The organism is Prosthecomicrobium sp. N25 (assembly GCF_037203705.1).
Taxonomy (GTDB): Bacteria; Pseudomonadota; Alphaproteobacteria; order Rhizobiales; family Ancalomicrobiaceae; genus Prosthecodimorpha.
The window spans coordinates 2,664,218-2,686,917 of the sequence record NZ_JBBCAT010000001.1; the positions used below are offsets into that span (position 1 = coordinate 2,664,218).

19 protein-coding genes are annotated in these 22,700 nt (G+C 70.1%); 11 read left to right on the forward strand and 8 right to left on the reverse strand.

Annotated elements, in window-relative coordinates; all coding sequences use genetic code 11:
* Positions 1 to 2: 2 nt before the first annotated feature.
* Together lipA and WBG79_RS12170 are read left to right on the forward strand one after the other, a co-directional pair.
* The gene (lipA, locus tag WBG79_RS12165; protein WP_337357366.1) at positions 3 to 956 is read left to right on the forward strand and encodes a lipoyl synthase; all 954 of its coding nucleotides are present in this window, start codon (positions 3 to 5) and stop codon (positions 954 to 956) included.
* Between the two features lie 7 nt (positions 957 to 963).
* The gene (locus tag WBG79_RS12170; protein ID WP_337357367.1) at positions 964 to 1,416 is read left to right on the forward strand and encodes a type II toxin-antitoxin system RatA family toxin; all 453 of its coding nucleotides are present in this window, start codon (positions 964 to 966) and stop codon (positions 1,414 to 1,416) included.
* 248 nt (positions 1,417 to 1,664) lie between these two features.
* On the opposite strand, the gene phaC is transcribed toward WBG79_RS12170, so the two are convergent.
* The gene (gene phaC, locus WBG79_RS12175) at positions 1,665 to 3,470 is read right to left on the reverse strand and encodes a class I poly(R)-hydroxyalkanoic acid synthase (protein ID WP_337357368.1); all 1,806 of its coding nucleotides are present in this window, start codon (positions 3,468 to 3,470) and stop codon (positions 1,665 to 1,667) included.
* A gap of 379 nt (positions 3,471 to 3,849) precedes the next feature.
* On the opposite strand from phaC, the gene WBG79_RS12180 reads away from it, so the two are divergent.
* From WBG79_RS12180 to glpX, 3 genes are all read left to right on the forward strand, one after another.
* Positions 3,850 to 5,067, forward strand: a complete 1,218-nt coding sequence (locus WBG79_RS12180; protein ID WP_337357369.1) for an LL-diaminopimelate aminotransferase — start codon at positions 3,850 to 3,852, stop codon at positions 5,065 to 5,067.
* A gap of 66 nt (positions 5,068 to 5,133) precedes the next feature.
* On the forward strand, positions 5,134 to 6,456 hold the full coding sequence (locus tag WBG79_RS12185) for a homoserine dehydrogenase (protein ID WP_337357370.1): 1,323 nt from the start codon (positions 5,134 to 5,136) through the stop codon (positions 6,454 to 6,456).
* Positions 6,457 to 6,485: 29 nt separating this feature from the next.
* Positions 6,486 to 7,496 (forward strand): class II fructose-bisphosphatase, encoded by a 1,011-nt coding sequence (gene glpX, locus WBG79_RS12190; protein ID WP_337357371.1) that lies wholly within the window; start codon positions 6,486 to 6,488, stop codon positions 7,494 to 7,496.
* Between the two features lie 115 nt (positions 7,497 to 7,611).
* On the opposite strand, the gene WBG79_RS12195 is transcribed toward glpX, so the two are convergent.
* Positions 7,612 to 8,214, reverse strand: a complete 603-nt coding sequence (locus WBG79_RS12195) for a lysozyme inhibitor LprI family protein (RefSeq protein WP_337357372.1) — start codon at positions 8,212 to 8,214, stop codon at positions 7,612 to 7,614.
* Positions 8,215 to 8,294: 80 nt separating this feature from the next.
* Complete coding sequence (locus tag WBG79_RS12200; RefSeq protein ID WP_337357373.1) at positions 8,295 to 9,770, reverse strand: methyl-accepting chemotaxis protein; 1,476 nt, start codon at positions 9,768 to 9,770, stop codon at positions 8,295 to 8,297.
* A 237-nt stretch (positions 9,771 to 10,007) separates the two neighbouring features.
* Between WBG79_RS12200 and WBG79_RS12205 the strand changes: the two genes are divergently transcribed.
* The 3 genes from WBG79_RS12205 (at position 10,008) to WBG79_RS12215 (ending at position 12,389) form a co-directional block, all read left to right on the forward strand.
* Positions 10,008 to 10,157 (forward strand): hypothetical protein, encoded by a 150-nt coding sequence (locus WBG79_RS12205; protein WP_337357374.1) that lies wholly within the window; start codon positions 10,008 to 10,010, stop codon positions 10,155 to 10,157.
* Between the two features lie 112 nt (positions 10,158 to 10,269).
* Positions 10,270 to 12,093, forward strand: coding sequence for a single-stranded-DNA-specific exonuclease RecJ (gene recJ, locus WBG79_RS12210; RefSeq protein ID WP_337357375.1), 1,824 nt, complete (start codon positions 10,270 to 10,272; stop codon positions 12,091 to 12,093).
* A 131-nt stretch (positions 12,094 to 12,224) separates the two neighbouring features.
* A complete protein-coding gene (locus WBG79_RS12215; RefSeq protein WP_337357376.1) occupies positions 12,225 to 12,389 on the forward strand; it encodes a hypothetical protein in 165 nt (54 codons plus the stop codon).
* Positions 12,390 to 12,393: 4 nt separating this feature from the next.
* Here WBG79_RS12215 and WBG79_RS12220 read toward each other — a convergent pair whose 3' ends face one another.
* Positions 12,394 to 13,779 carry an aspartate aminotransferase family protein gene (locus WBG79_RS12220; RefSeq protein ID WP_337357377.1) on the reverse strand — a complete coding sequence of 462 codons (1,386 nt, stop codon included), beginning with the start codon at positions 13,777 to 13,779 and terminating at the stop codon, positions 12,394 to 12,396.
* Positions 13,780 to 14,296: 517 nt separating this feature from the next.
* Here WBG79_RS12220 and WBG79_RS12225 point away from each other — a divergent pair.
* A complete protein-coding gene (locus WBG79_RS12225) occupies positions 14,297 to 16,390 on the forward strand; it encodes a flagellar hook-length control protein FliK (protein ID WP_337357378.1) in 2,094 nt (697 codons plus the stop codon).
* Entirely contained in the window at positions 16,387 to 16,665 is a 279-nt protein-coding gene (locus WBG79_RS12230; protein WP_337357379.1) for an EscU/YscU/HrcU family type III secretion system export apparatus switch protein, read from the forward strand. The genes WBG79_RS12225 and WBG79_RS12230 overlap by 4 nt, the downstream gene beginning before the upstream one ends.
* A 10-nt stretch (positions 16,666 to 16,675) precedes the next feature.
* Here WBG79_RS12230 and fae read toward each other — a convergent pair whose 3' ends face one another.
* Positions 16,676 to 17,215 carry a formaldehyde-activating enzyme gene (fae, locus tag WBG79_RS12235; RefSeq protein WP_337357380.1) on the reverse strand — a complete coding sequence of 180 codons (540 nt, stop codon included), beginning with the start codon at positions 17,213 to 17,215 and terminating at the stop codon, positions 16,676 to 16,678.
* Positions 17,216 to 17,321: 106 nt separating this feature from the next.
* Between fae and WBG79_RS12240 the strand changes: the two genes are divergently transcribed.
* Positions 17,322 to 17,942, forward strand: coding sequence for a hypothetical protein (locus WBG79_RS12240; protein WP_337357381.1), 621 nt, complete (start codon positions 17,322 to 17,324; stop codon positions 17,940 to 17,942).
* A 6-nt stretch (positions 17,943 to 17,948) separates the two neighbouring features.
* Here the strand turns inward: WBG79_RS12240 and argE are convergent, their stop codons facing one another.
* The 3 genes from argE to WBG79_RS12255 all read right to left on the reverse strand — a co-directional run bounded on the left by argE (position 17,949) and on the right by WBG79_RS12255 (position 22,660).
* Positions 17,949 to 19,106, reverse strand: coding sequence for an acetylornithine deacetylase (argE, locus tag WBG79_RS12245; protein ID WP_337357382.1), 1,158 nt, complete (start codon positions 19,104 to 19,106; stop codon positions 17,949 to 17,951).
* A gap of 114 nt (positions 19,107 to 19,220) precedes the next feature.
* Positions 19,221 to 21,590, reverse strand: coding sequence for a hypothetical protein (locus WBG79_RS12250; RefSeq protein ID WP_337357383.1), 2,370 nt, complete (start codon positions 21,588 to 21,590; stop codon positions 19,221 to 19,223).
* Complete coding sequence (locus tag WBG79_RS12255) at positions 21,587 to 22,660, reverse strand: glycosyltransferase family 2 protein (protein ID WP_337357384.1); 1,074 nt, start codon at positions 22,658 to 22,660, stop codon at positions 21,587 to 21,589. The genes WBG79_RS12250 and WBG79_RS12255 overlap by 4 nt, the downstream gene beginning before the upstream one ends.
* Between the last annotated feature and the right edge of the window lie 40 nt (positions 22,661 to 22,700).

Below are 22,700 nucleotides of genomic sequence, written 5' to 3' on the forward strand. Positions count from 1 at the left end.
TCATGGTCACCCTGCTCGATACCGCCAAGGGCCTGAAGCCCCGCCACCCCGAGAAGGCCCACCGGCCCGACCAGCCGATCGCGCGCAAGCCCGACTGGATCCGCGTCAAGGCCCCGGGCTCGCCGATCTACAACGAGACCCGGGCGATCGTGCGCGAGAACAAGCTCGTGACCGTGTGCGAGGAGGCCGGTTGCCCGAACATCGGCGAGTGCTGGTCGAAGAAGCACGCCACCTTCATGATCATGGGCGACACCTGCACGCGGGCCTGCGCCTTCTGCAACGTCAAGACCGGCATGCCCGAGGCGCTCGACCGGACCGAGCCGGAGAGCGTCGCGGAGGCCGTCGCCAAGCTCGGCCTGGCCCACGTGGTCATCACCTCCGTCGACCGCGACGACCTCGACGACGGCGGCGCCGGCCATTTCGCCGCCGTGATCGCCGCCATCCGCGCCCGCTCGCCGCGCACCACCATCGAGGTCCTGACGCCGGACTTCCTGCGCAAGCCGGGCGCCCTCGAGGTGGTCGTCCGGGCCCGGCCCGACGTCTTCAACCACAACCTCGAGACCGTCCCGTCGAAATACCTGAGGGTCCGCCCCGGCGCGCGCTACTTCCACTCGATCCGCCTGCTCCAGCAGGTCAAGGAGATCGACCCAACCCTCTTCACCAAGTCCGGCATCATGGTCGGCCTCGGCGAGGAGCGGAACGAGGTGCTCCAACTCATGGACGACCTGCGCTCCGCCGAGGTCGACTTCCTGACCATCGGCCAGTACCTGCAGCCGACGAAGAAGCACCACCCGGTCCTGAACTTCGTCACGCCCGAGGAGTTCAAGGCCTATGAAACCGTCGCCTACGCCAAGGGATTCCTGATGGTGTCCTCGAGCCCGCTCACCCGCTCCTCACACCACGCCGGGGAGGACTTCGAGAAGCTGAAGGCCGCCCGCGCGGCCGCCGGACGCTGAGCCGCCGATGCCGAAGTTCGAGACCCGGCACCGGGTGAAGCACGCGGCCTCGGACATGTTCGCCCTGGTGGCGGACGTGGAGAGCTATCCGAAGTTCGTGCCCCTCTGCGAGGCCCTGCGCATCCGCGGCCGGCAGGATCTCGACGACGGGCGCACCGTCCTGATCGCGGACATGACCGTCGCCTACAAGGTCTTCCGCGAGACCTTCACGAGCCGGGTCACCCTGGAGCCGGCCGAGAACCGCATCCTGGTCGAATACCTCGACGGCCCCTTCCGCAGCCTGGAGAACCGCTGGACCTTCGTGCCCACCGGCGAGAAGAGCTGCGAGGTCGGCTTCTACATCGCCTACGAGTTCAAGAGCCGCACCCTCGGCGCCCTCATGGGCGCCGTCTTCGACCGCGCCTTCCACAAATTCGCCGGCGCCTTCGAGAAGCGGGCGGACCAGGTCTACGGGGTGTGAGGGGGCATCCGTCAGGCCGGGATACGGCGACGCCGGCCCCGCTCTCCCCATCGCCTACGTGAAGGGACCGCCGATATCGGGCGCTGGACCCGGCTCTCCGCTGCGCTCCGGCCGGGGATGCGGGGGAGAGGGGGCGGTGGAGGCTCCGGTATAAGGGCTGTGCAGGGGATCCCGCTTTCCGACGCCGACCTCCCGGTACCCGTCATTGGGGCCGAGACCCGGGCGGCAGAGGCCCTGTCGCCCGTCCCTCACGCCCTGACCTTCACATAGCTCCCCGGTGCGTCCTCGATCGGCTTCAGCTTGCGTCCGCCGGGCTTGCGGGCCTTGACGGTCTCGGGGGCGAGGCCGGAGACCCAGGTCTGCCAGTGCGGCCACCAGGTGCCCGGGTTCTCGGTCGCCTTGGCGATCCACTCCTCGAGCGTTCCCTTCACAGGGCCATCGGTCCAGTATTGGTATTTCGGCTTGGAGGCGGGGTTGACCACGCCCGCGATGTGGCCCGACCCCGCCAGCACGTACTGGACCGGCCCGCCGAAATACTTCGACCCTTCGAACACCGACCGCGCCGGCGCGATGTGGTCTTCGCGGGCGGCGAGGTTGTAGACCGGGATCTTGACCTTCTTCAGGTCCAGCTTCATCCCGGCCAGCTCCATCTCGCCGCGTGTCAGCTTGTTGTCCAGGTAGCAGTTGCGCAGGTAGTAGCTGTGGTTCGCCGCCGGCATCCGGGTCGAGTCGGAGTTCCAGTAGAGCAGGTCGAACGGGAAGGGCTCCTTGCCCTTCATGTAGTTGTTGATGAAGTAGGGCCAGATCAGGTCGTTCGAGCGCAGCATGTTGAAGGCCGAGGCCATCTTCTTGCCCTCGAGATAGCCCTTCTCCTTCATGCGCTCCTCGATGACGCGGATCTGCTCCTCGTCCACGAAGACCTTCAGGTCGCCGGCATACTTGAAGTCGACCTGCGTGGTGAAGAGCGTCGCGCTCTTGATCCGGTCGTCGCCGACCGCCGCGCAGTAGGCGAGCGTGACGGAGAGCAGCGTGCCCCCTACGCAATAGCCGATCGTGTTCGCCTGCCGCTCGCCGGTCGCCTGCTCGATCACGTCGAGGGCCGTCAGGATGCCCTCGCGCATGTAGTGCTCGAACGACTTCTCGGACTGACGCTGGTCCGGGTTGACCCAGGAGATGACGAAGACCGTGTGGCCCTGCGAGACCGCCCAGCGGATGAAGCTCTTCTCCGGATTGAGATCCAGGATGTAGAACTTGTTGATCCACGGCGGCACGATCAGGAGCGGCCGCTTCAGCACGGTCTCGGTCGATGGCTCGTACTGGAGGACCTGGCAGACCTCGTTCTGGTAGACGACCTTGCCGGGCGTGGTCGCGAGGTTCTCGCCGACCTTGAAAGTGCCCGGGCTCGCCTGCCGGATCCTCAGGTCGCCGCCCCCCGCCGCGATGTCCTCCGCCATCATCCGGAGGCCGCGTACGAGGTTCTCGCCGTGCGACGACATCGTCTCGCGCAGGAGCTCAGGGTTGGTCAGCAGGAAATTCGAGGGCGCCAGCGCGCTCGTGATCTGGCGCATGAAGAACTCGGCCTTATGCCGGGTGTGCTCGTCCAGCCCCTCGGCCCGGTCGACGATCTCCTCGGCCCACTGGGACGTGGCCAGGTACATCTGCTTCAGGAGGTCGAAGAACCGGTTCTCGTTCCACTCCGGGTCCTGGAAGCGCTTGTCGCGCGGGTCGGGCTTGAAGGCAGGCTCGGCGGCTTCGCCGGCCATCCGCTTCAGCGACCGGTTCCAGATCTCCATGTAGCCGGTCCAGAGCTTGGTCTGGGCCTCCACGGCGCGCTGCGGATCGCGCATCCAGTAGTCGCCGACCTGCGCCAGCGTCTTGAACACATGCGCGAGCTCGTCGGCCAGTTCGTCGCGCGCCTTGCCCTCCTCGCGGGGCTTCATGTAGGCGGCCGCGGCCCGGCCGGCCTGTTCCACGGCGCGGGCGAGGTTGTGCGCGAAGGCCTCGGGATTCTTGATGATGTACTGCAGGAGCGGGTTGTCGCCTTCGCCGGGCATGGGCACTGCGTCTCCTCGGCCTCTTTCGGGGTCGCGGCTTCTCGTCTCGGGTGGCATGGGCCGACGACGGATCGGCGACGCACGCCCGGGCCGCTTGCCTCCGGGTGACTCCTATTTGGCAGGTCGACCGCCCGCCTACAACAGAGACTCTCGTCGTGTCCGGCGGTTTCCCGATGCCTTCGCGGGAGCTGGCGCTTTCGTGGGCCCGGGAGCCCCGCCCGCGACGACGAATCCCCGTATCGGCCTCGGCCGCACATCTGGTAAAACGCAGGCCCCGGCGCTATGGCTGTCGCGATTCAGCCGGCTGGGGCGCCATGCTGAGATGCAACGACCGGGATGCGAGGCGGTCCCGGCCCGACCTTCGGAAGGAAACGCTGCGATGGACGAGTTCCACAAGATCCGACGGCTCCCGCCGTACGTGTTCGAGCAGGTCAACCGTCTGAAGGCCCAGGCGCGGGCGAACGGCGCCGACATCATCGACCTCGGCATGGGCAACCCGGACCTGCCGACCCCCCGCTTCATCGAGGAGAAGCTGATCGAGACGGTCGGCAAGCCGCGCACGAACCGCTATTCGGCGTCCAAGGGCATCGCGGGGCTGCGCCGGGCCCAGGCCGCCTACTACGACCGCCGCTTCGGCGTGAAGCTCAACCCGGACACCCAGGTCGTCGCGACGCTCGGGTCCAAGGAGGGCTTCGTCAACATGGCGCAGGCGATCACCGCCCCCGGCGACGTGATCCTGACGCCGAACCCGAGCTACCCGATCCACGCCTTCGGCTTCCTGATGGTCGGCGGCGTGATCCGCTCGATCCCCTGCGAGCCCGGCCCGGCCTTCTTCGAGGCGCTCGAGCGGGCGGTGATCCACTCGATCCCCAAGCCGCTCGCCGTCGTGCTCTGCTACCCGTCGAACCCGACCGCGGTCACCGCCGATCTCGAGTTCTACAAGGATTGCGTGGCCTTCGCGAAGAAGCACGGCATCTTCCTGCTCTCCGACCTCGCCTATTCGGAGATCTATTTCGACGACGAGCCGCCGCCCTCGATCCTGGAGGTTCCCGGCGCCTTCGACGTGGCCGTCGAGTTCACCTCCATGTCGAAATCCTTCTCGATGCCCGGCTGGCGCATCGGCTTCGCGGTCGGCAACGAGCGGCTGATCGCGGCGCTCGCCCGCGTCAAGAGCTACCTCGACTACGGCGCCTACACGCCGATCCAGGTCGCCGCCGCTGCGGCGCTCAATGCCGGCGACGCCGCCATCGCGGAGATCCGCGAGACCTACAAAAAGCGCCGCGACGTGATGGTCGATGCCTTCGGCAAGGCCGGCTGGGACATCCCGGCCCCGAGGGCCTCCATGTTCGCCTGGGTGCCGATCCCGGAGAAGTTCCGCCACCTCGGCTCGCTCGAGTTCTCCAAGCTCCTGGTCGAGAAGGCGGACATCGCGGTCGCGCCCGGCATCGGCTTCGGCGAGCACGGCGACGACTACGTGCGCATCGCGCTGGTCGAGAACGAGCAGCGCATCCGCCAGGCCGCCCGCAACGTCCGCCGCTTCTTCGACGGCGCCGACAAGATCCTGCACAACGTCATCCCCATGTCGGCGCGCCGCTGATCCGTCCGGCCGGCGGCCCGCCCCCGGGCGCCGGCGTCCTCCGTTTCGCGAAAGATCCATCGTCCGATGCAGTCCAGTCTCCGTCTCGGCCTCGCCGGCCTCGGTACCGTCGGGGCCTCCGTCGTCCGGCTCCTCGACCGGCACGGCAAGGACCTCGCCCTGCGCTGCGGCCGTCCGATCGTGCTGCGGGCCGTGTCCGCCCGCGACCGCACCCGCGACCGCGGCATCGACATCGGCAACGTGAACTGGTTCCAGGACCCGGTGAAGCTCGCCATGGACCCGTCCATCGACGTCTTCGTCGAATTGATGGGCGGCGCCTCGGGGCCGGCCGAGGAGAGCGTCCGCGCCGCGCTCGAGACCGGCAAGCACGTGGTCACCGCCAACAAGGCGCTGCTCGCCCGCCACGGCAACGAGCTCGCCCGGCTCGCCGAGAAGAAGGGCGTCAGCCTCAACTTCGAGGCGGCCGTCGCCGGCGGCATCCCGATCATCAAGACCCTGCGCGAGGCGCTCGCCGGCAACCGCGTCAGCCGCGTCGCCGGCATCCTCAACGGCACCTGCAACTACATCCTGACCCGGATGGAGCAGGAACAGCTCTCCTTCGGCGCCTGCCTCTCCGAGGCCCAGCGGCTCGGCTACGCCGAGGCCGACCCGACCTTCGACATCGGCGGCTTCGATGCCGCCCACAAGCTCGCGCTCCTGACGAGCCTCGCCTTCGGCACCGAGATCGACGTGGACTCGATCTACGTCGAGGGGATCCAGTCGATCACCCTGTCGGACATCGAGGCCGCGGACGAACTAGGCTACCGGCTCAAGCTCCTCGGCATCGCGGAGCGCACCGAGACCGGCATCGAGCAGCGCGTCCACCCGACCCTCGTGCCCAAGGCCTCCGCCATCGCCCGCATCGACGGCGTCCTGAACGCGGTCTCGGTCGACGGAGACTTCGTCGGCCGCCTGATGCTGGTCGGCCCCGGGGCCGGCGGCGACGCCACCGCCTCCTCGGTCGTCGGCGACATCGCCGACATCGCCCGCGGCACGGCGCTCGACGTCATGGGCCGCCCGTCCGAGCACATGGAGCCCTACCGGCCCGCCGGCGTGCGCGCCCACAAGGGCGGCTACTACGTCCGCCTCTCCGTCCACGACCGTCCCGGCGCGCTCGCCTCCATCGCGACCCGCATGGCCGAGCGCGGCATTTCGCTGGAATCGATCGTCCAGCGCAAGCGCGCGCCCCACCAGGCCGCGACCGCGACCCAGTCGCCGGCCGACCCCCAGTCGATCATCATGATCACCTACGAGACCACCGAGGCCGCGATCCGCGAGGCGTTGGACCGCATCCGCGAGGACGGCCATGTCGCGGGCGAACCGCAGTTCATCCGCATCGAGCCGCTTTGAGCGCGAAAGAAGAGAAGGACGCAGCAGCCATGACCGTCAATCATGCCCCCGGCGGGGTCGGCGAGGACATCCGTCTCGATCGCGTTCTCTCCATCGAGCTGGCGCGGGTGACCGAGCGGGCCGCCGTGGCTGCGGCGCGCCTTCGCGGTCGGGGCGACGAGATGGCCGCCGACCAGGCCGCCGTCAACGCCATGCGGGCGGAGCTCAACAACCTCTCGATCGACGGAACCGTGGTGATCGGCGAGGGCGAGCGCGACGAGGCGCCGATGCTCTACATCGGCGAGAAGGTCGGCACCGGCCGCGGCCCGAAGGTCGACATCGCCCTCGACCCGCTCGAGGGCACGACGATCTGCGCCAAGAACCTGCCCAACTCCATCGCCGTCATCGCCCTGGCGAGCGAGGGCGCGCTCCTCTACGCCCCCGACGTCTACATGGAGAAGATCGCCATCGGGCCCGGCTATCCGAAGAACCTGATCGACATCGACGCCCCTCCGGGCGAGAACATCCAGGCGCTCGCCAACGCCAAGATGGTGCCGATCTCCGAGGTGACCGCGTGCATCCTCGACCGGCCGCGCCACGCCAAACTGATCGAGGAGGTGCGCGCGACCGGCTGTGCCATCCGGCTGATCGGCGACGGCGACGTGGCCGGCGTCATCCACACCACCGAGCCGGCCGAGACCGGCATCGACATCTACCTCGGCTCCGGCGGTGCGCCCGAGGGTGTCCTCGCCGCCGCGGCGCTGCGCTGCACGGGGGGCCAGATGCAGGGCCGGCTCGTCCTCGACACGCGAGAGAAAATCGAGCGCGCCGCCAAGATGGGCATCACCGACCCGCGCCGGATCTACAGCCACGAGGACATGGCCAAGGGCGACGTCCTCTTCGCCGCCACGGGTGTGACCGACGGCAACATGCTCCAGGGCGTCAAGTTCGGCCGCCGCCGCATCGTGACCCACACGATCGTGATGCGCTCCTCCTCCAAGACCGTCCGCTGGATCCGCGCCGCCCACAACGACCCGGAGAAGTTCGACCTGGAGATGTGAGGCTCTCGGGGGCGGTCGGTTCGGTCCGGCCGGACTGCAGGAGCCATCCAGGGAGCGGACGGCGGAACCGTGGCGAGACAGGCTGGCCGGCGCCGATCATCCCTTGCTGCCGGCCTCAGCAGGTCCGCCGCGTGCCGGGCTGCGGCACGCCTTCCGTGCAGAGGTCGCCGCCCCACTGGTAGCCGCGGCCGCCTTCGAATCGGATGAGGAACCAGGGGTAGCCGGCTGAGATCACGCCGGTTTTCTCGATCAGGGTAACGCGCTCGCCGGGAGCCGTCACGGCGATCGCCGTGCCGTTCGGCCCAGGCTCGACGCGCGCGATGCCGCCGAGGCTCCGGGCCAGCGAAGGCAAGCCGCCGGCGGGAGCCGCCTCGTCTGCGGGGCCGGGCGGCGGCGCGGCGAGGGTGCCGAGCTCCTGCAGGCGCGACCGGTAGGCCTCCGCGAGGCAGGCCGGGTCGGCGCCGCAGGCATTCCTCCGGCGGATCCAGTCGCGCTGGCCGGCCCGCAAGGCTTCCCGCTCGGCGTCTCCCAGGCTGGACCTGGCCCGCCGGTACGCCTCGTCGAGTCGGCGGTCGTCGGCCGACAGTCTCGGCGAGAGGCAGATCGCCCGTTCGGCTGCGCCCGTTGCGGTCGCGCAGTCGAAGCTCGGCTGGGCCGGCGCGATGCCGACCCAGGCCAGGAGGAACAGGACGGCGAGGCTCGAGGACAGAGCGCGCATTGGCCGGCTCCGCGGGTCACCGGAAACCCGCGCGGTAGCACGGGCCAACCCAACGCACAACGCCCCCCGTCGGACCTCCGTCAGGACTTCAGGAACGCTTCGATCTGCGAGTTCTTGCTGGTCGCGATCTTGATGCGGCCGACCATCTCGGCGACGTTGGAGGCGGACGTCAGGGTTGTGTCGGCGGCATGGGTCACCCCGGAGATCAGCGAGGAGACCTCGTCGGTCGCCGCCTGCTGCTCTTCCATGGCGCCCGCGACCGCGGTCGTGAACTCCCGGATCTCGCCGATCACCCGGGTGATGTCGCGCGTCGACTGGACAGCCGCCGCCGTGTCCTTCTGCATCTCCGAGATCTGGCTGCGGATCTCCTCCGTGGCACGGCTGGTCTGTTCGGACAGGGCCTTGACCTCCGAGGCCACGACCGCGAAGCCGCGCCCCGCCGTACCCGCGCGCGCGGCCTCGATGGTGGCGTTGAGGGCCAGGAGCTTGGTCTGGTCCGCGATGGCCTCGATCATGTTGACGATGTCGCCGATCTTGGCGGACTTGGTGGCCAGGCTCCCCATCCGGGTCGAGCAGACCTCGGCTTCGGAACTGGCGCGCGCGGAGACCTGCGCGGTCTCGGCCATCCGCTCGGTGATCTCCTTGATGGACGCGCTCATCTCCTGCGAGGCCGCCGAGACCGAGGAGGCCTTCGCCTGCGCGTCGCGCGAAATGGTGTTCAGGTCCGAGGAGGCGGTTTCGAGCCCGGCCGCGACCTCGTTCATCGCCTCCACGACCACCGTCACGTCCTCGGCCATCTTGACCTTGTCGGTGATGACTGACCAGGACAGCATCGGTCCGAGATAGGTCCCTTTCTCGTCCGTGATGGCCGAGACGTCGAGCTGCAGCGTCTCGGGCCCGACGCGGATGACCGCCCGGTGCGGCAGGCGCGACGGATCCGACAGCATGCGGTGCTGATGGGCCGGGTTCTTGTGGAACACGTCGACCGAGGACCCGAGCAGCGCGTCCGCCTTGATGGGCAGGTACTTCTCGAGATTCCGCATCGTCGCGATGCTGGTCTGGTTCACGTAGTTGATCCGGAACGTGCCGGGCTCGCAAGTCATGACGTTGATCGGCATCTTGTCGAGCATCTGCAGCAGCCGCTTGGCGTCCCGGTCGGCCTTCACCCGTTCCGTCACGATGTTCCAGGTCAGGGCCGCGCGCACATAGTCGCCCCGCCCGTTTCGCACCGCCGTGATGGTAAGGTCCAGGACCTCGTCCCCGAGCCGGATCTGTGCCGTGTGCGGGAGGTTCGCTGGATTGGCGAGCAGGCGGCGCTGATGCTCGGGACTGGCGTGGAACCGGTCGATGTTGGTCCCGACGATCGCATTCGGCTCCAGCTTCAGGATGTGCTTGAGGCGGCCCAGGAGTTCGCCGGATGCTCGGTTCGCATAGTCGATGATCATGGTGGCCGGATCGCATGTCATCACGGCGATCGGGAGCGAGTCCACGACCGCTCGATAATGCTCCAGGTCGGAGCCTCCAGAGAAGCTCGACTTCCGCGGAAAAAACGACATCGTCTACCCCTTATGGCGGTCTCATGCCGCAAGGGAAGTACGCCTTAAATCGCTTAAAATTTTGTATCTGATCGTAGAGTAACGTTGAGTCAAAAATATTAACGCGAGGCATTAACGCAGAGTTAGTCACATTGTTGCAAAGAACAGACCTCGACAAAATCTCGCGTAAAATCCAGTGATCCGCCAGACGAGGGCCCCCGCACGAGAGGGGTGCAAATCTGAGCGAGAGAAAAGACCATGTATGAAGTTCCCAGTGCTTCGTGTTCGCGTCAGGGAATCGCCGAAGACTTCCAGCAGATCCGAGACGTTGCGCAGGCCATCCGTGAAATGGCGGAGCGCTACCGGCGCTACGCTGAAGACCTCCGGGCGTTTCATCTGAAATCCTGATCACCGAAGGGGCTGGGCGGAGCCCCTCGGTCGAGCCATCCCGGCGCGGAATGGCGTGGGTGGGGCGGACGGATCGCTGGACGCGGGGCCTCGCTTTCGATTCAATCGCGCCATGACGATTCGGGTCCCCGGATTCAGCGACGAGCGTGCCGACCGGCCCGTGCTCGGCGTCGTTCGGTCCGTCACGGGGCGGTCCTGGCGCGAGCGCCTCGACATCGCAGGCGAGGCCCGGGCCCTGGCGGTGACCCAGCGCCATGACATCGACCAGATGATCGCCCGCATCATCGTCGGACGCGGCGTGGACCTGGCGGCCGCCGCCGGCTTCCTCGACCCGAACCTCAAGAGCCTGATGCCGGACCCGTCGGTCCTGACCGACATGGATGCCGCCGCAGCGCGGCTCGCCGACGCCGTCCTGCGCGGCGAGGCCGTTGCGCTCTTCGGCGACTACGACGTGGACGGCGCCACCAGCACGGCCATCCTCGGCCGCTACCTCCGGGCGGTCGGCCTCGACCCCACCGTCTACATCCCCGATCGCCTCATCGAGGGCTACGGCCCCAATCCGGAGGCGATCCGCACCCTCGCGCGCGGCGGCGCCCGCCTCCTGGTGACGCTCGACTGCGGCTCCACGGGGTTCGAGGCCCTCGAGGAGGCGCGGCGAGTCGGCCTCGACACCGTGGTCCTGGACCATCACCAGTGCGGCGTCGCCCTCCCGCCCGCCGTGGCCCTCGTCAACCCGAACCGCCAGGACGACCTGTCCGGTCTCGGCTACCTGGCCGCCGCGGGCGTCGCCTTCATGGCCGTGGTGGCGTTGAACCGGGAGTTGCGGCGGCGAGGTTTCTTCCGGGAGCGGCGCGAGCCGGACCTCCTCGCGCTCCTCGACCTGGTCGCTCTCGGGACCGTGGCGGACGTCGTCCCCCTGGTCGGCCTCAACCGGGCCTTCGTGGTGAAGGGCCTCGTCGCCGCCCGCGCGCGCGGCAACACCGGGCTCGCCGCCCTCGCCACTATGGCGCGCCTCAGCGGCCCGGTCGGCTGCTATCACCTCGGCTTCCTCATAGGGCCGCGCATCAACGCCGGTGGCCGCATCGGCAACGCCTCCCTGGGGGCCCGGCTCCTCGCAACCGACGACCCGCTGGAGGCCGAACGCATCGCCACCGAGCTCGACCGGCTCAATCGGGAGCGCCAGGTGATCGAGGCCGAGATGCTGGCGGAAGCGCTCGCCGCGGTCGAGGCCGGCGGGGACCCCGGTCCGGTCGTGGTCACCGGATCCGACACGTGGCACCCGGGCGTCGTCGGCCTCATCGCCGCGCGCCTGAAGGAACGCTGGCGTCGCCCGGCCTTCGCGGTCGCCTTCGACCGCGGCCCGGTCGGGACCGGATCGGGTCGCTCGATTCCCGGCGTCGACCTCGGCGCGGCCGTCCGCTCGGCCGTGGAGGCCGGTATCCTGGTCAAGGGCGGCGGCCACGCCATGGCGGCCGGGGTAACCCTGGACCGCGCACGCCTCGACGCCTTCCGGGACCACGTGGCGGACCGGGTCGGCAGCGCCGTGGAGGCCGAACTGGCCATCGCCGACCTCCCGGTCGACGGCGTCCTCTCGGGCGGGGCGGCGAGCCCGGCCTTCGTGGACATGGTGGAGCGCGCCGGTCCTTACGGCGCCGGGCATCCGGAGCCCGTCTTCGTCTTCCCCGCCCACCGCGTGACTTATGCCGAGGAGGTCGGCCAGGGACACGTGCGTCTCGCACTGGCCTCCGGCGACGGATGCAATCTCAAGGCGATCGCATTCCGGGCCCGGGGCGAGCCCCTCGGCGACGCCATCATGGCCTCCCGCGGGCGCGGGCTACATGTGGCCGGCAGCCTGTCCCTGGACCACTGGCAGGGTGATGCAAGAGTGCAACTGCGCGTCGTCGACGTCGCGGTCCCGGAGCGCAGAGGCTTGTAACCCCACAGAAATGCGGGTTACTGCGAGTGTGAATTAACCCATTGGTAAGCCCGCCGTTGAACTCTGTGGGTCGGGGAACATCGAGTAGCGAGTTCGGGGGCGAGATGGCATACCGGGGAGAGACGTCGGACGTGATCGCGATGGTGCCGCAGGCGCCCGTGCTGGACCTGGCGCCCGTGGAAGTTGCGAAGCCGACTGTCGCGCCGAAAGATATGCGCCGCGTCCGCTTCGCGATCGGCATGGTGATCCTGCTCGCCGCGCTGGATCTCTGCCTCTACCTGCCGCGCGTCTTCTGAGCGCTCAGGCGATTTCGGCAACGACTTCCGCGGAGCCTGCGAGTAGCCGGTCCACATCCTGGCGCGTCGTCGTGGGCGCGACCAGCATCATGCCGTGGAACGGCGTGACGACCAGGCCGCGGTTGAGGAGGGCGAGGCGGATGGCGCCCTCGATCGCCGGCTCGCCGATGCGGCCGGCTTCGCCGCCGGTCCGGGGCGGGGCGGGGGCGAGCATGAATTCAACGCGCGCTCCCACGGCGGTCACGCACCAGGGCAGGTTCGCCCCGCGGATGACGGCGCGCAGCCCTTCCGCAAGCTCCGCGGCCAGGTCCGTCATGTGCGCGTAGGCGGCATCTGTCATGACCTCCGCGAGCGTCGCCCGCATGGCCGCGAAGGCGAGGGCGTTGGCGGACAGGGTCGTGCCCAGGCCCGAATAGCCCGGATCGGCCGCCCGCGCCGCCGCCATGCCCTTCGCCACCTCCCGGGTGAACCCGTAGACCGCGGCCGGGATGCCGCCCGCCACCGGCTTGCCCAGGACGAAGAAGTCGGGGTCCAGTCCGTGGGCGCGCGTGTAGCCGCCAGGGCCCGTCGAGATCGTGTGGGTCTCGTCGATGGCGAGCAGGGTGCCCGCCTCGCGCGTCACGCGCCGCAGGGCCTCGTGCATGCCGGGCTCCGGCAGCACCATGCCGATGTTGGTCATCACCGGTTCGGCGAGCACCAGCGCCACTTGGCGGTCCGACAGGGCGGCCTCCAGCGCCGGCACGTCGTTGAACTCGACGACCCGCGTGTGCCGGCGGACGTCGTAGACCTGCCCCATCAGCCCCGGCCGGAGCCTCGGCCCCTCGGGACCGAGCCGCACGTGAACGTCGTCCACCATGCCGTGGTAGGCGCCGTTGAAGACCAAGATGTCGGGACGGCCGGTGAGCGCCCGGGCCCAGCGGATCACCGCCCGGTTCGCGTCGCTGGCGCTGAGGGTCGCCTGCCAGACCGGCAGTCCGAAGCGCTCGGCCAGTAGGCGCCCGACCTCGGGGACCAGCGTCGACGGGAGCATGGCCGTGAGGCCGCGGGCCGCCTGCTCGGCGACCGCCCGGACCACGGGCGGCGGCGAATGGCCGAACATCGCACCGGTATCGCCGAGGCAGAAATCGACATGCTCGATCCCGTCCGCGTCGATGAGCGTCGACCCTTGCGCGGATCCCAGGAAGAGCGGGAAGGGCAGGCCCCAATCGCTCATCCAGTGCAGGGGCACACCGTCGAACCAGTGGGCTCGCGCCTCGGCGGCGAGGGCGGCCGAGCGGGGCCGCCGGGCGGAATAGGCTGCGCGCTCTCGCTCGATCAGGCCGCGGAGCCGGTCGGGGTCGACGCCGTGCCGGAGGATCGCGGCCGGGTCGGAGATCGGACTGTCGGACATGGTCGGTCCCCGGGGCGAGACGACACGCGCCGCCCTCCACGGGGGCCCGGCGCGCGCGAATCACGAAACGCGGGAGAGCGAGATCACCTCACCATCAGGCCCGCAAGGGCAAGTCCGGCGAGACAGGCGATCAGGGCCAGCTCGAAGGGGCTGGGCACGGAGAAATGGCCGAACACACGCTTGATCTGCTGCACGGATACGACCCGGGTTGGTCCTGGAGGGGAGCGCCGAAAATACAGCGCAATCCGCGACATAAAGCAAAGCCATGAATCCTGTATTACAGTAGATGTTGCAAAACGGTCACAGTCGCGCCCGATTGCCCTCACCACTGCGCGAGCCGCCCATCGGCCACCCGCGGGGGGCCCCTTCCGGGCGCTGATTTGCGCGGCCGCCAGGCTCCGCCTACCATTGCGGCGGCGTCCGACGGAGCGGCCGGAGGGCAGGCGGCATGGTGATCGACGCGGTATCCGGACGGGCCGGAGGGCCCCGGGAAGGTCCTGCGGTGGAGGCCGGGCCGGTGCGGCGCGGACTGGTCCTGGACGCGCGTATCCTGGAGATCACCGACAAGGGCACCGCGCGCCTGTCGACGCGCCTGGGCGAGGCCGAGGTCCCGCTCGCCGCCCTGCGCGAGGCGGCGCGGCAGCCCGGTGCGGCCGTCCGCGTATCGGTGGAGGCCGTCGACCGGGACACCGGTCGGGTGACGCTGTCCGTCGGGCCGGAGCCGGCCCCGATTGCCGCCGCCTCGGACCCGGCTCTCCTGCGCCAGCGCGCTCTGGCCGAAGCCGCCGCTCGCGCCCTCTCGCGCCAGACCGGACTGGCCACGCTCTACGCCACGGTGGAACGGCTGGCCGCACTGCCCCCGGAGGCCCTGCCGCACACCTTGCGCGCGGCCGTCTCCGCCGTCCTCACCCAGCGCCTCGAGGCCTCGCCGCAGGCCGTCCCCGAGGCGGTCCGACGGGCGGTCGCCGGATCGGGCATCTTTCTGGAGTCCGGCCTCGCCGCCGGCCGGCCCGTCGCGGAAACGGCCCCGGACCTCAAGGCCGCGCTGGTCCGCCTGACGGCCGCGCTGGGAGACTACCTCGCCGCCCCGTCCGATCCCGAGCCGGCCGAGACCGCTGCGCCCACCCCGTCCGCGCCGCCGGCCGGAGGCGGGGAGGGGCAGGGTCGGACGCCCGTGCCCACCCCCGGCCCGGCCACGGGCGAGCCCGCGCCGACCGCCCCCGAGGCGCAGCCCGCCGCCGCCGCGAAGCTCGCCGCCGGACCCGCGGCGGCCGAGTCGCCGTCCGATGGGGTGGCGCTCGTACGTCCCCCGCTGCTCGCCCCCTCGGGCGGTCCGCAGGGGCAGGGTCCCTTCGGGACACCGGGGACCGGCCCGGCCGTCTCGGTCTCACCGGCCACGGTCACCTCAGGAGGGCCGCCGGGCGGCGCCGACGATGGCCCTGCGGGCGTCGCCGAAGGCCGGCCGGCACCGCTGGCCACGCCACCGGAGACGATCCCGCCCTCCGCGACCCGACCGCCCCCGTCGATCCCGGGGCAGGGCGCCGCGCCCGCTGGGCAGCTCCTCCCGCCTGCCGCGCCCGGTGCCGCACAGGCCCCCGCGCCCGCCACCGCTCCGGCCCTTGCGCCTGCCGCCACCTTTGCCGCCGAAAGCGAACCGGTCAGGTCGGTCCCGTCCCCGCCGATCCTCCCGATCGGCCCTGCCGATCCCTTGAAGCGGCCGGCCGACGCATCTTCCGCCACCCTCTCCGCGGCGGCCCCGGTCGCCACCCGGCCGGAGGTCCCCGCGCGCCCCGGCGCCCCAGGGCCGGAGCCGCAGATCCTGCCGCCTCCGGTGCGCCCGCCCGGCGACGGACCCGAGATCCGCCTGGCGGATGCCCGCATGCTCGCGCAGGTGCTGTCCGTGCTGCGGCCGTTGAGCGAGGCCCTCGGCCGCGCCCCGGCCCGCATGTCCCAGACCGGTGCGGCCCCTGCGCGCGCCCCCGCCGAGCCCGGACAGCGCGAGGCGCCGCGCGACGGGCAGGCGCCGCCTCCGCCTCTGCGCGGCGGCCCGACGCGCGGCGAGCCGCCGACCCCGTCCCATCTGGCCGGGGATGCCCAGCCCCGCGACCTCGCCAGGGCCGCGCTCGGCGAAGCCGAAGGCGCCCTCTCGCGCATCACGCTGAGCCAGATCGCCTCCGTGCCCCCGGACCCGGAAGCCCCCGCCGCCGGCGCAGCCGCGCAGGCCGCGCCGCCGCCGGCCCAGTGGACCTTCGAGGTCCCGGTCCGCCTGCCCGAGGGCACCGGGGTGGCCCAGTTCCAGGTCGAGCGCGACGGACGCGGCGCCGCCGCCGAGGCCGACGGGCCGACCTGGCGCATCCGCTTCTCGGTCGACATCGCCCTCGTGGGTCCCGTTCACGCGCGGCTGAGCCTCGTCGGCCAGCACCTGTCGGTCGGGATCTGGACCGAACGGCCGGAGGCGGCCGATCTTCTCGCCGTCGAGGTCGCCCATCTGCGCCAGGCGCTCGAGGGCGCCTCTCTCGCCGTCGACGAGATCCACCTCGCCGCCGGACGCCCGCCCCAGGCCGGGGACGCGGCCCCGGGCGCCGGCCGCTTCGTGGACCGCAGCGCATGACCGACGACGCCGACCCGCCAGCCCGCAGCCGCCTCGCCGTCGCGCTCGCCTACGAGGAGGGCAGCGCCCCGCGCGTGGTCGCCACCGGTCGCGGCGCCGTCGCCGAGCGGATCGTCGAGACCGCGGTGGCGAGCGGCGTCGCCATCGAGGAGAACCCCGTGCTCGCCGAGGCGCTTGCCCGCATCGAGCTCGACCAGGAGATCCCCGAGGCGCTCTACCGCGCGGTCGCCGAGGTGATCGCCTTCGTGATCCGCGCCCGCGACCGCATCCGCTAGCCGCCCCGGCTCAGTACTCCACGACGCCGTCGAGGGCGTAGTGCTTGACCGTCTTCCGGTTGGCGATCAGCTCGTCGATCGTCGGCTCGCCCTTCATGGCGCGCGCGATGGCGAGCTTGGTGGCCTCGTAGTTGGTGCGGTAGAGGTCCGCCCGGTCGAGGTTCGGGTCCTCCGCGCAGCGCGGGTCGAGCCACACCATCACGATCATGCAGAGGTCGTCGAGGCCGTCCTTCGGCAGGGTGCCCTCGATCACGCAGTCCAGGATGGCGTCGCCGATGGCGCCCTGCACGACGCCACCGAGGAGCTCGACATACTCCGCCGTATGGATCGTCGCCTTGGTGGTCATCATCGTGGCGGGGCGGACCATCTGGTTGAGGTCGCGCACCACGAACATGCGGGTATGGCCGACCGCCTGGCCCATCATGGCCGCGAAGCCCTGGCCGACCGGCCCGCGCACCGACCCGATCAGCACCTCCGGCATGGCGTCCGTCGCCTGCCCCTCGGCCGCCAGCACGGTCGCCTCGCCGGTCCGGAACCAGATCTCGCTCATGGCACTCGTCCTCTCCTGTTGCCCGCCGCCCGCATAGCCCGCGCGGCCGGAGAGGTCGAGTGCGGCAATCGGGCGCGAGGCGGCCCGCGTACCTTTCGGAATTACCTTGAAAGATGTACAAATTCGCGACTGCAACTACAGACTGGTGACGGAAATGGAGGAAATCTGCGACGCCCTCTTGGTCGATGGGCCTATGGATGTATTCGAAAGAATAATTAATGAAAAGAATCGTATGACTTCAAGTATAGAATTCTGGCAGGATAAAAACAAGTGGCTCCGAGAAGGGCTGATTTTACATTCTTATGGCCAGTATGTTGGCGCTGAGCGGATCTATCTTGCTCCGCCATCCATGCCGGAGGCAGACGGCTTTATTACGAGAGGTAATACACGAACCGCGGTTCAGATCAGCGAGGTCGTGGCAAGGGGAAGAAAGAGGCATAAGGAGTATAAGGAGGCGGAGACATGTGGCAAGAAAGTGGAACCGATCGAGAATTGTGATCTCGCGTCGGCTATCGAGGATCTCGGTTCACGCATTGAATGCAAACTGCGCGCGATTAGCTTAGATGTCGATCTGGCAATATACCTCAATGTTCAAGGAACAATGTATTGCTCGGAAGCCGATATTCGTCGGCACGTGTCATCGAGTATATCAAAGTACAGCGAAAGCCAGCGAAGGATTGCGGTCTGGGTTTTGCGGAGATATTGGCTCACCAACTACGGATCCTGAGTTCCATCACGTGCACAGCCCGATCAGCCGGTCCAGGAAGGCCTCGCACTTGGATAGTTCGGAGAGCGCGATGAACTCGTTCGGCCGGTGCGCCTGCTCGATGTGGCCGGGGCCGACCACCACGCTCGGGATGCCGGCCATGTGGACGAAGAGGCCGGCCTCCGTGCCGTACGCGACCTTGGCGTGGTCGTTGCGCGCGGCGAGCCGCTTGGCGATGGCGACGATCTCGGACTCGGCCGGCGTGTCGAAGCCCGGGAAGCCGTTGGCGAGCTCGATGTCGATGCCCGTGGTGGGGTCGACGGCCTTCATCCGCGGCTCCAGCACGTCCCGCGCGTAGGCCCGCACCTCGTCCTCGAAGGGCTGGTGCGATGATCCCGGCAGCATCCGGAACTCGAACACGAAGCTGCACCGCTCCGGCACGATGTTGAGCACCGTCCCGCCCTGGATGACGCCCGTGTGGGCGGTCGAGAAGGGGATGTCGTAGGCCTCGTCGCGCAGGCCCTCTGCGGCGAAGCGGTCGGCGATCTCGCGGATCTTCACGACCATCATGGCGGCGAAGTCGATGGCGTTGACGCCCTGCGGCGCCAGCGAGGAATGGCAGGGCCGGCCCCGCACGGTGACCCGGTAGTTGTGCTTGCCCTTGTGGGCGACGATCACCTGCATGCCGGTCGGCTCGCCGACCAGGGTCGCGATCGGCTTGACGGGCGCGAGCTCGCCGAGCTTTTCCAGGAGGTAGCGCACGCCGATGCAGCCGACCTCCTCGTCATGGCTGAAGCACAGGTGGATCGGCGTACGGAGGCCTGCCGCGGTCATCGCCGGCACCTTGGCGAGCATGGCGGCCAAAAAACCCTTCATGTCCGTCGTGCCGCGGCCGTAGAGGCGGCCGTCCTGCTCGGTGAGGCGGAACGGATCCGTCGCCCAGTCCTGGCCGTCGACCGGCACCGTGTCCGTGTGCCCGGACAGGATGTAGCCCGGCCGGTCCTCCGGCCCGATCGTCGCCCACAGGTTCGCCTTGGTGCCGGTCGGGTCGTAGACCCGCTTCGAGGCGACCCCATGCCGCGCGAGGTAGTCCTCCACCCAGCCGATGAGGTCGAGGTTGGAGTTCCGGCTCGTCGTGTCGAAGGCGATGAGCGCGGCGAGGATCTCGGCAGTGGTCGACGGCATGATCGGCGCTGATTCCCTGGCTTCGTGACGCGGCTGGTCGGCGGGAGGACGAAGGATAGGGGATCGGGCGGCCCCCGGCCAGCCCGTGTGGCGGGCAGCGGCTGCCCGCGCCGGTCAGCCGCCGAACCGGGCGCCGAGGTCCGCTAGGGCGCCCGCGAAGGGGTGGAAGGTGAAGCGGATCTCGTGCCGCCCCGCCGGCACCCGCACGGCCCGGAAGATCGCGTTCGCCTTCAGGATCGGCGCGGGCGCGCCGTCCACGCTGGCCCGCCACCAGCGATGCCACACGTCGTTCAGCACGACCCACCCCGCCTGCGGGGTGTCGACCGTCACCACGACCTCGGTGTGGTGGTAGGCCGTGATGGTCACCTTCGCGTCGACCGGCGCGGCCGGCGCCGGCGCCGCTACGGCGTCCGGCGTGCCCGCCTCGAGGATCACCTCCCGCGTCGGGTCAAAGCCTTCCGGCCAGGCGCCGGTCGCCAGCAGGCCCGCGAAGTCCGCCGTCCGCGCGCCTGTCACGAAGAGCGCCCGCGGCAGCGCCTTGCGGTTCTCGTAGATGCGGGTGTCGCCGAAGGTCGCGACCTCCACGATGGAGCCCCGGTCGTAGCCCGGGTCCATGGCGGCGAGCGGCACCCCCGCCGCGATCCAGCGCAGGCCCAGGAGGTTCGCCATGGTGGAGGAGTAGGAGGGGAACATCGGCACGAAGAGCCGCTGGTCCGGCAGGCCGACGGTGTCCTGCGCGCCCGTCGCCTGCTGGTAGACCTTGAGCCGCAGCGGATTGTAGCCGAGCGTGTGGTCGAGCCGGTGGACCATCGAGGCGTTCGGCCAGTGGAAGCCGAGCCCCGCCAGTTCGACGCGGTCGCGCCGGGCGCCCGACGCTGTCTCGCGGGTGCGGGCCTTCAGGTATTCGATGACCGGGTCGGCGCCCTTCGGGTCGAGCGCCCGGAAGGTCTCCGGCGGGTAGGCGGTCGATTCGTTCGGCGCGTTGTTGAAGTGCAGGTCCGCGGCCGTGTAGCCGCCGAGGAGGAGCACCACCAGCACGGCCGCCCGCCGGTCGAGCACCAGCGCGAGCATGAGTGCCAGCATGGCACCGCCGATCCACAGCATGGCGACGAGCGTCGGCTTGGCGGCCTCCGCGAGCCGGTCCGCATGCAGCCCGAAGGCGACCGGCAGGACGACGAGCGTCAGGGCGGCGAGGGTCCAGGCAACCCCACGCTGGACCGCCGTGGCGGGCGGGATCGCGCCCTGTAGCCAGCGGGACGCGAGCCAGCCGCCGAGGATCGCGATCTCGAGGCCGATGATGAAGGTGGCGTCCGCAGGCCGGCGGTAGAGCTTCACCCCTGGCACGTGGTCGAAGATCGGCTTGAAGAGCGGGGTGTACCAGCCGATCGCGTAGACGATCGTCAGCAGTGTGGCGACCGTCCAGTATCGCAGGCCCGCCGACCACAACGCCCCGCGCGCGAGCCCCAGGAACAGGATCGCGGCGACCGGGACCGCACCGGCGTAGATCGCGCCCATGTTCTGCGCAAGGTAGATGTCGAGCACCTTGAAGGCGGCGCTCGGCGGCCCCCAGTAGTGGACGTCGGGGTCGCGCTGCCCGAAGAGGTCGGAGATCACCGCGGTGATCAGCGAGGCCGGGTGCAGCGAGCCCTTGCCGGCGCCGATGTAGTCGATCTCGGGCCGGTTGGATTCTCCGGCGAGGATCAGCGTCAGCGCGACGGGGACGACCACCACGGCGAGCCCGCCGACGGCCGCCGCCAGGCCCGGTTTGATCATGCCGGCGAGCCGTCGTCCGAGGCCCTCCCCGGGCCGCCGGCCGGTCGCCGCGAGCGTCATGGCGTATCCGGCCAGGAGATAGATGCCGAGAAGGGCGATCTGGTCGCGCCCGAGCGCCAGCACGCCGGCCGAGACGCCCGCCGCCAGCCCCCAGCCGGCGGACCGGCGCTCGATCGCGCGGGCCAGGCAGAACAGCACCACCGGCACCACCGCCAGGCTCATCACCTGCCCGGTATGCTGCAGCCGCCAGGCGGCCGATCCGCCGAACGCGAAGGAGAGCGCCGCGACCACCCCGGCCGCCGGGTGCCAGCCCCGATCGCGCCCCCATAGCGCGAGCGCCAGCGCCCCGACCAGTAGGGCCCCGAACACCGTCGCATCCATGGCGACGAAGGACGGCGCCGGGTCGAAGAGCGCGAGCAGGAGGAAGGCGGGCACGAAGATGAGCGACTGCGGGTCGGCCACCTGCGGCCAGCCAGCGAAAATGTACGGGTTCCAGAAGGGGGATTCGCCGGCCGCGATCGACCCGGCCAGGAACTCGAGCTGGGGCTGGAAATGCGCCTTGGCGTCCCAGGGAACCGTCCAGGTGCCGGAGAGCCACGGCCAGGCCAGGTACAGCCAGGCCAGGGCCACCACCACGAGCGCCGCGGCCTCGAGGCCGCGCCGGCTCGCGTCGGGCATCGTCCCGGCGGCGAGGCCGCCCGTCGCCGTCATGACCGGTCGCCGGCCCCGTTGGCGGCTGGTGTCTGCGCGTCGGCGGCGGGCGCCGGGGCGGGCGTGGCGATCCCCTGTCCCTCCGCGGCCGAAGCCTCGTCGAAGCCCACGGCCTCTTGCACGAAATAGAGCGGCCGGCGCTTCACCTCGGAGAAGACGTGGCCGATATACTCCCCGATGATGCCGAGCCCGATGAGCTGGATGCCGGCCGACAGCATGAGGCCGACGATCAGGGACGGGTAGCCCGGGACGTCGGCGCCGAAGAGCAGCGTCCGGATGAAGAAATACATGCCGGTCGCCAGCGCCAGCAGCGAGACCGCCGTGCCGAGGTAGGTCCAGATCCTGAGCGGCAGGGTGCCGAAGGACGTGATGGCGTTCATGGCGAGCCGCACGAGCTTCAGGATGCCCCACTGGCTCGCCCCGCTCTCGCGCGCCTGCATGGCGACCGGCACGGTGCGGGCCTGGAACCCGGCCCAGGCCAGCAGGCCGCGGTTGAAGCGGTTGCGCTCGGGCATGGCCAGGAAGGCGTCCACCACCTTGCGGTCGATGAGCATGAAGTCGCCGGTCTCGCGGTCGATCTTCACCTCGCTCATCATGTCGAAGAGCCGGTAGAAGGTGCGCGTCATCATGCGCCGCGTCAGGCCGCCGCGGTCGAGCCCGACCCGGCGGGCGTAGACGATCGCCACGCTCTCCTTCTCCCAGGGCTCGACCAGCGCCGGAATCCCCTCGGGCGGATGCTGCAGGTCCGAGTCCATCAGGATGACCGCGCGCCCGGACGTCCGGGCCAGTCCCGCCGTGACCGCGATCTCCTTGCCGAAATTGCGCGACAGGCTGATGACCTTGAGGCCCGGCACGGTCGCGCGCAGGGCCTTCAGCCGCGCCAGGGTGTCGTCGAGCGACCCGTCGTCGACGGCGACGATCTCGAACGGGTGGCCGAGCCCCAGCAGCACCGGAACGAGGCGGGCGAACAGGCGGTCGAGGCCGCGCGACTCGTTGCGCATCGGCAGGACCACGGAAAAGACCGGCCCCGGGGCGCCCCTCAGCGCCAGCTCGACCGGATACATCGTCATTGCCGGATTCCTTTCCCGAAATCGGGTCGATATGGTCGGC

Bases quoted from the DNA above. Each gene is read 5' to 3' on its own strand.
- WBG79_RS12195 (WP_337357372.1), bottom strand. From the start codon at position 8,214: ATGCGCGCTCTGTCCTCGAGCCTCGCCGTCCTGTTCCTCCTGGCCTGG.
- WBG79_RS12205 (WP_337357374.1), top strand. From the start codon at position 10,008: ATGTATGAAGTTCCCAGTGCTTCGTGTTCGCGTCAGGGAATCGCCGAA.
- glpX (WP_337357371.1), top strand. From the start codon at position 6,486: ATGACCGTCAATCATGCCCCCGGCGGGGTCGGCGAGGACATCCGTCTC.
- WBG79_RS12230 (WP_337357379.1), top strand. From the start codon at position 16,387: ATGACCGACGACGCCGACCCGCCAGCCCGCAGCCGCCTCGCCGTCGCG.
- argE (WP_337357382.1), bottom strand. From the start codon at position 19,106: ATGCCGTCGACCACTGCCGAGATCCTCGCCGCGCTCATCGCCTTCGAC.
- recJ (WP_337357375.1), top strand. From the start codon at position 10,270: ATGACGATTCGGGTCCCCGGATTCAGCGACGAGCGTGCCGACCGGCCC.
- phaC (WP_337357368.1), bottom strand. From the start codon at position 3,470: ATGCCCGGCGAAGGCGACAACCCGCTCCTGCAGTACATCATCAAGAAT.
- WBG79_RS12220 (WP_337357377.1), bottom strand. From the start codon at position 13,779: ATGTCCGACAGTCCGATCTCCGACCCGGCCGCGATCCTCCGGCACGGC.
- fae (WP_337357380.1), bottom strand. From the start codon at position 17,215: ATGAGCGAGATCTGGTTCCGGACCGGCGAGGCGACCGTGCTGGCGGCC.
- lipA (WP_337357366.1), top strand. From the start codon at position 3: ATGGTCACCCTGCTCGATACCGCCAAGGGCCTGAAGCCCCGCCACCCC.
- WBG79_RS12200 (WP_337357373.1), bottom strand. From the start codon at position 9,770: ATGTCGTTTTTTCCGCGGAAGTCGAGCTTCTCTGGAGGCTCCGACCTG.
- WBG79_RS12170 (WP_337357367.1), top strand. From the start codon at position 964: ATGCCGAAGTTCGAGACCCGGCACCGGGTGAAGCACGCGGCCTCGGAC.
- WBG79_RS12255 (WP_337357384.1), bottom strand. From the start codon at position 22,660: ATGACGATGTATCCGGTCGAGCTGGCGCTGAGGGGCGCCCCGGGGCCG.
- WBG79_RS12185 (WP_337357370.1), top strand. From the start codon at position 5,134: ATGCAGTCCAGTCTCCGTCTCGGCCTCGCCGGCCTCGGTACCGTCGGG.
- WBG79_RS12180 (WP_337357369.1), top strand. From the start codon at position 3,850: ATGGACGAGTTCCACAAGATCCGACGGCTCCCGCCGTACGTGTTCGAG.
- WBG79_RS12250 (WP_337357383.1), bottom strand. From the start codon at position 21,590: ATGACGGCGACGGGCGGCCTCGCCGCCGGGACGATGCCCGACGCGAGC.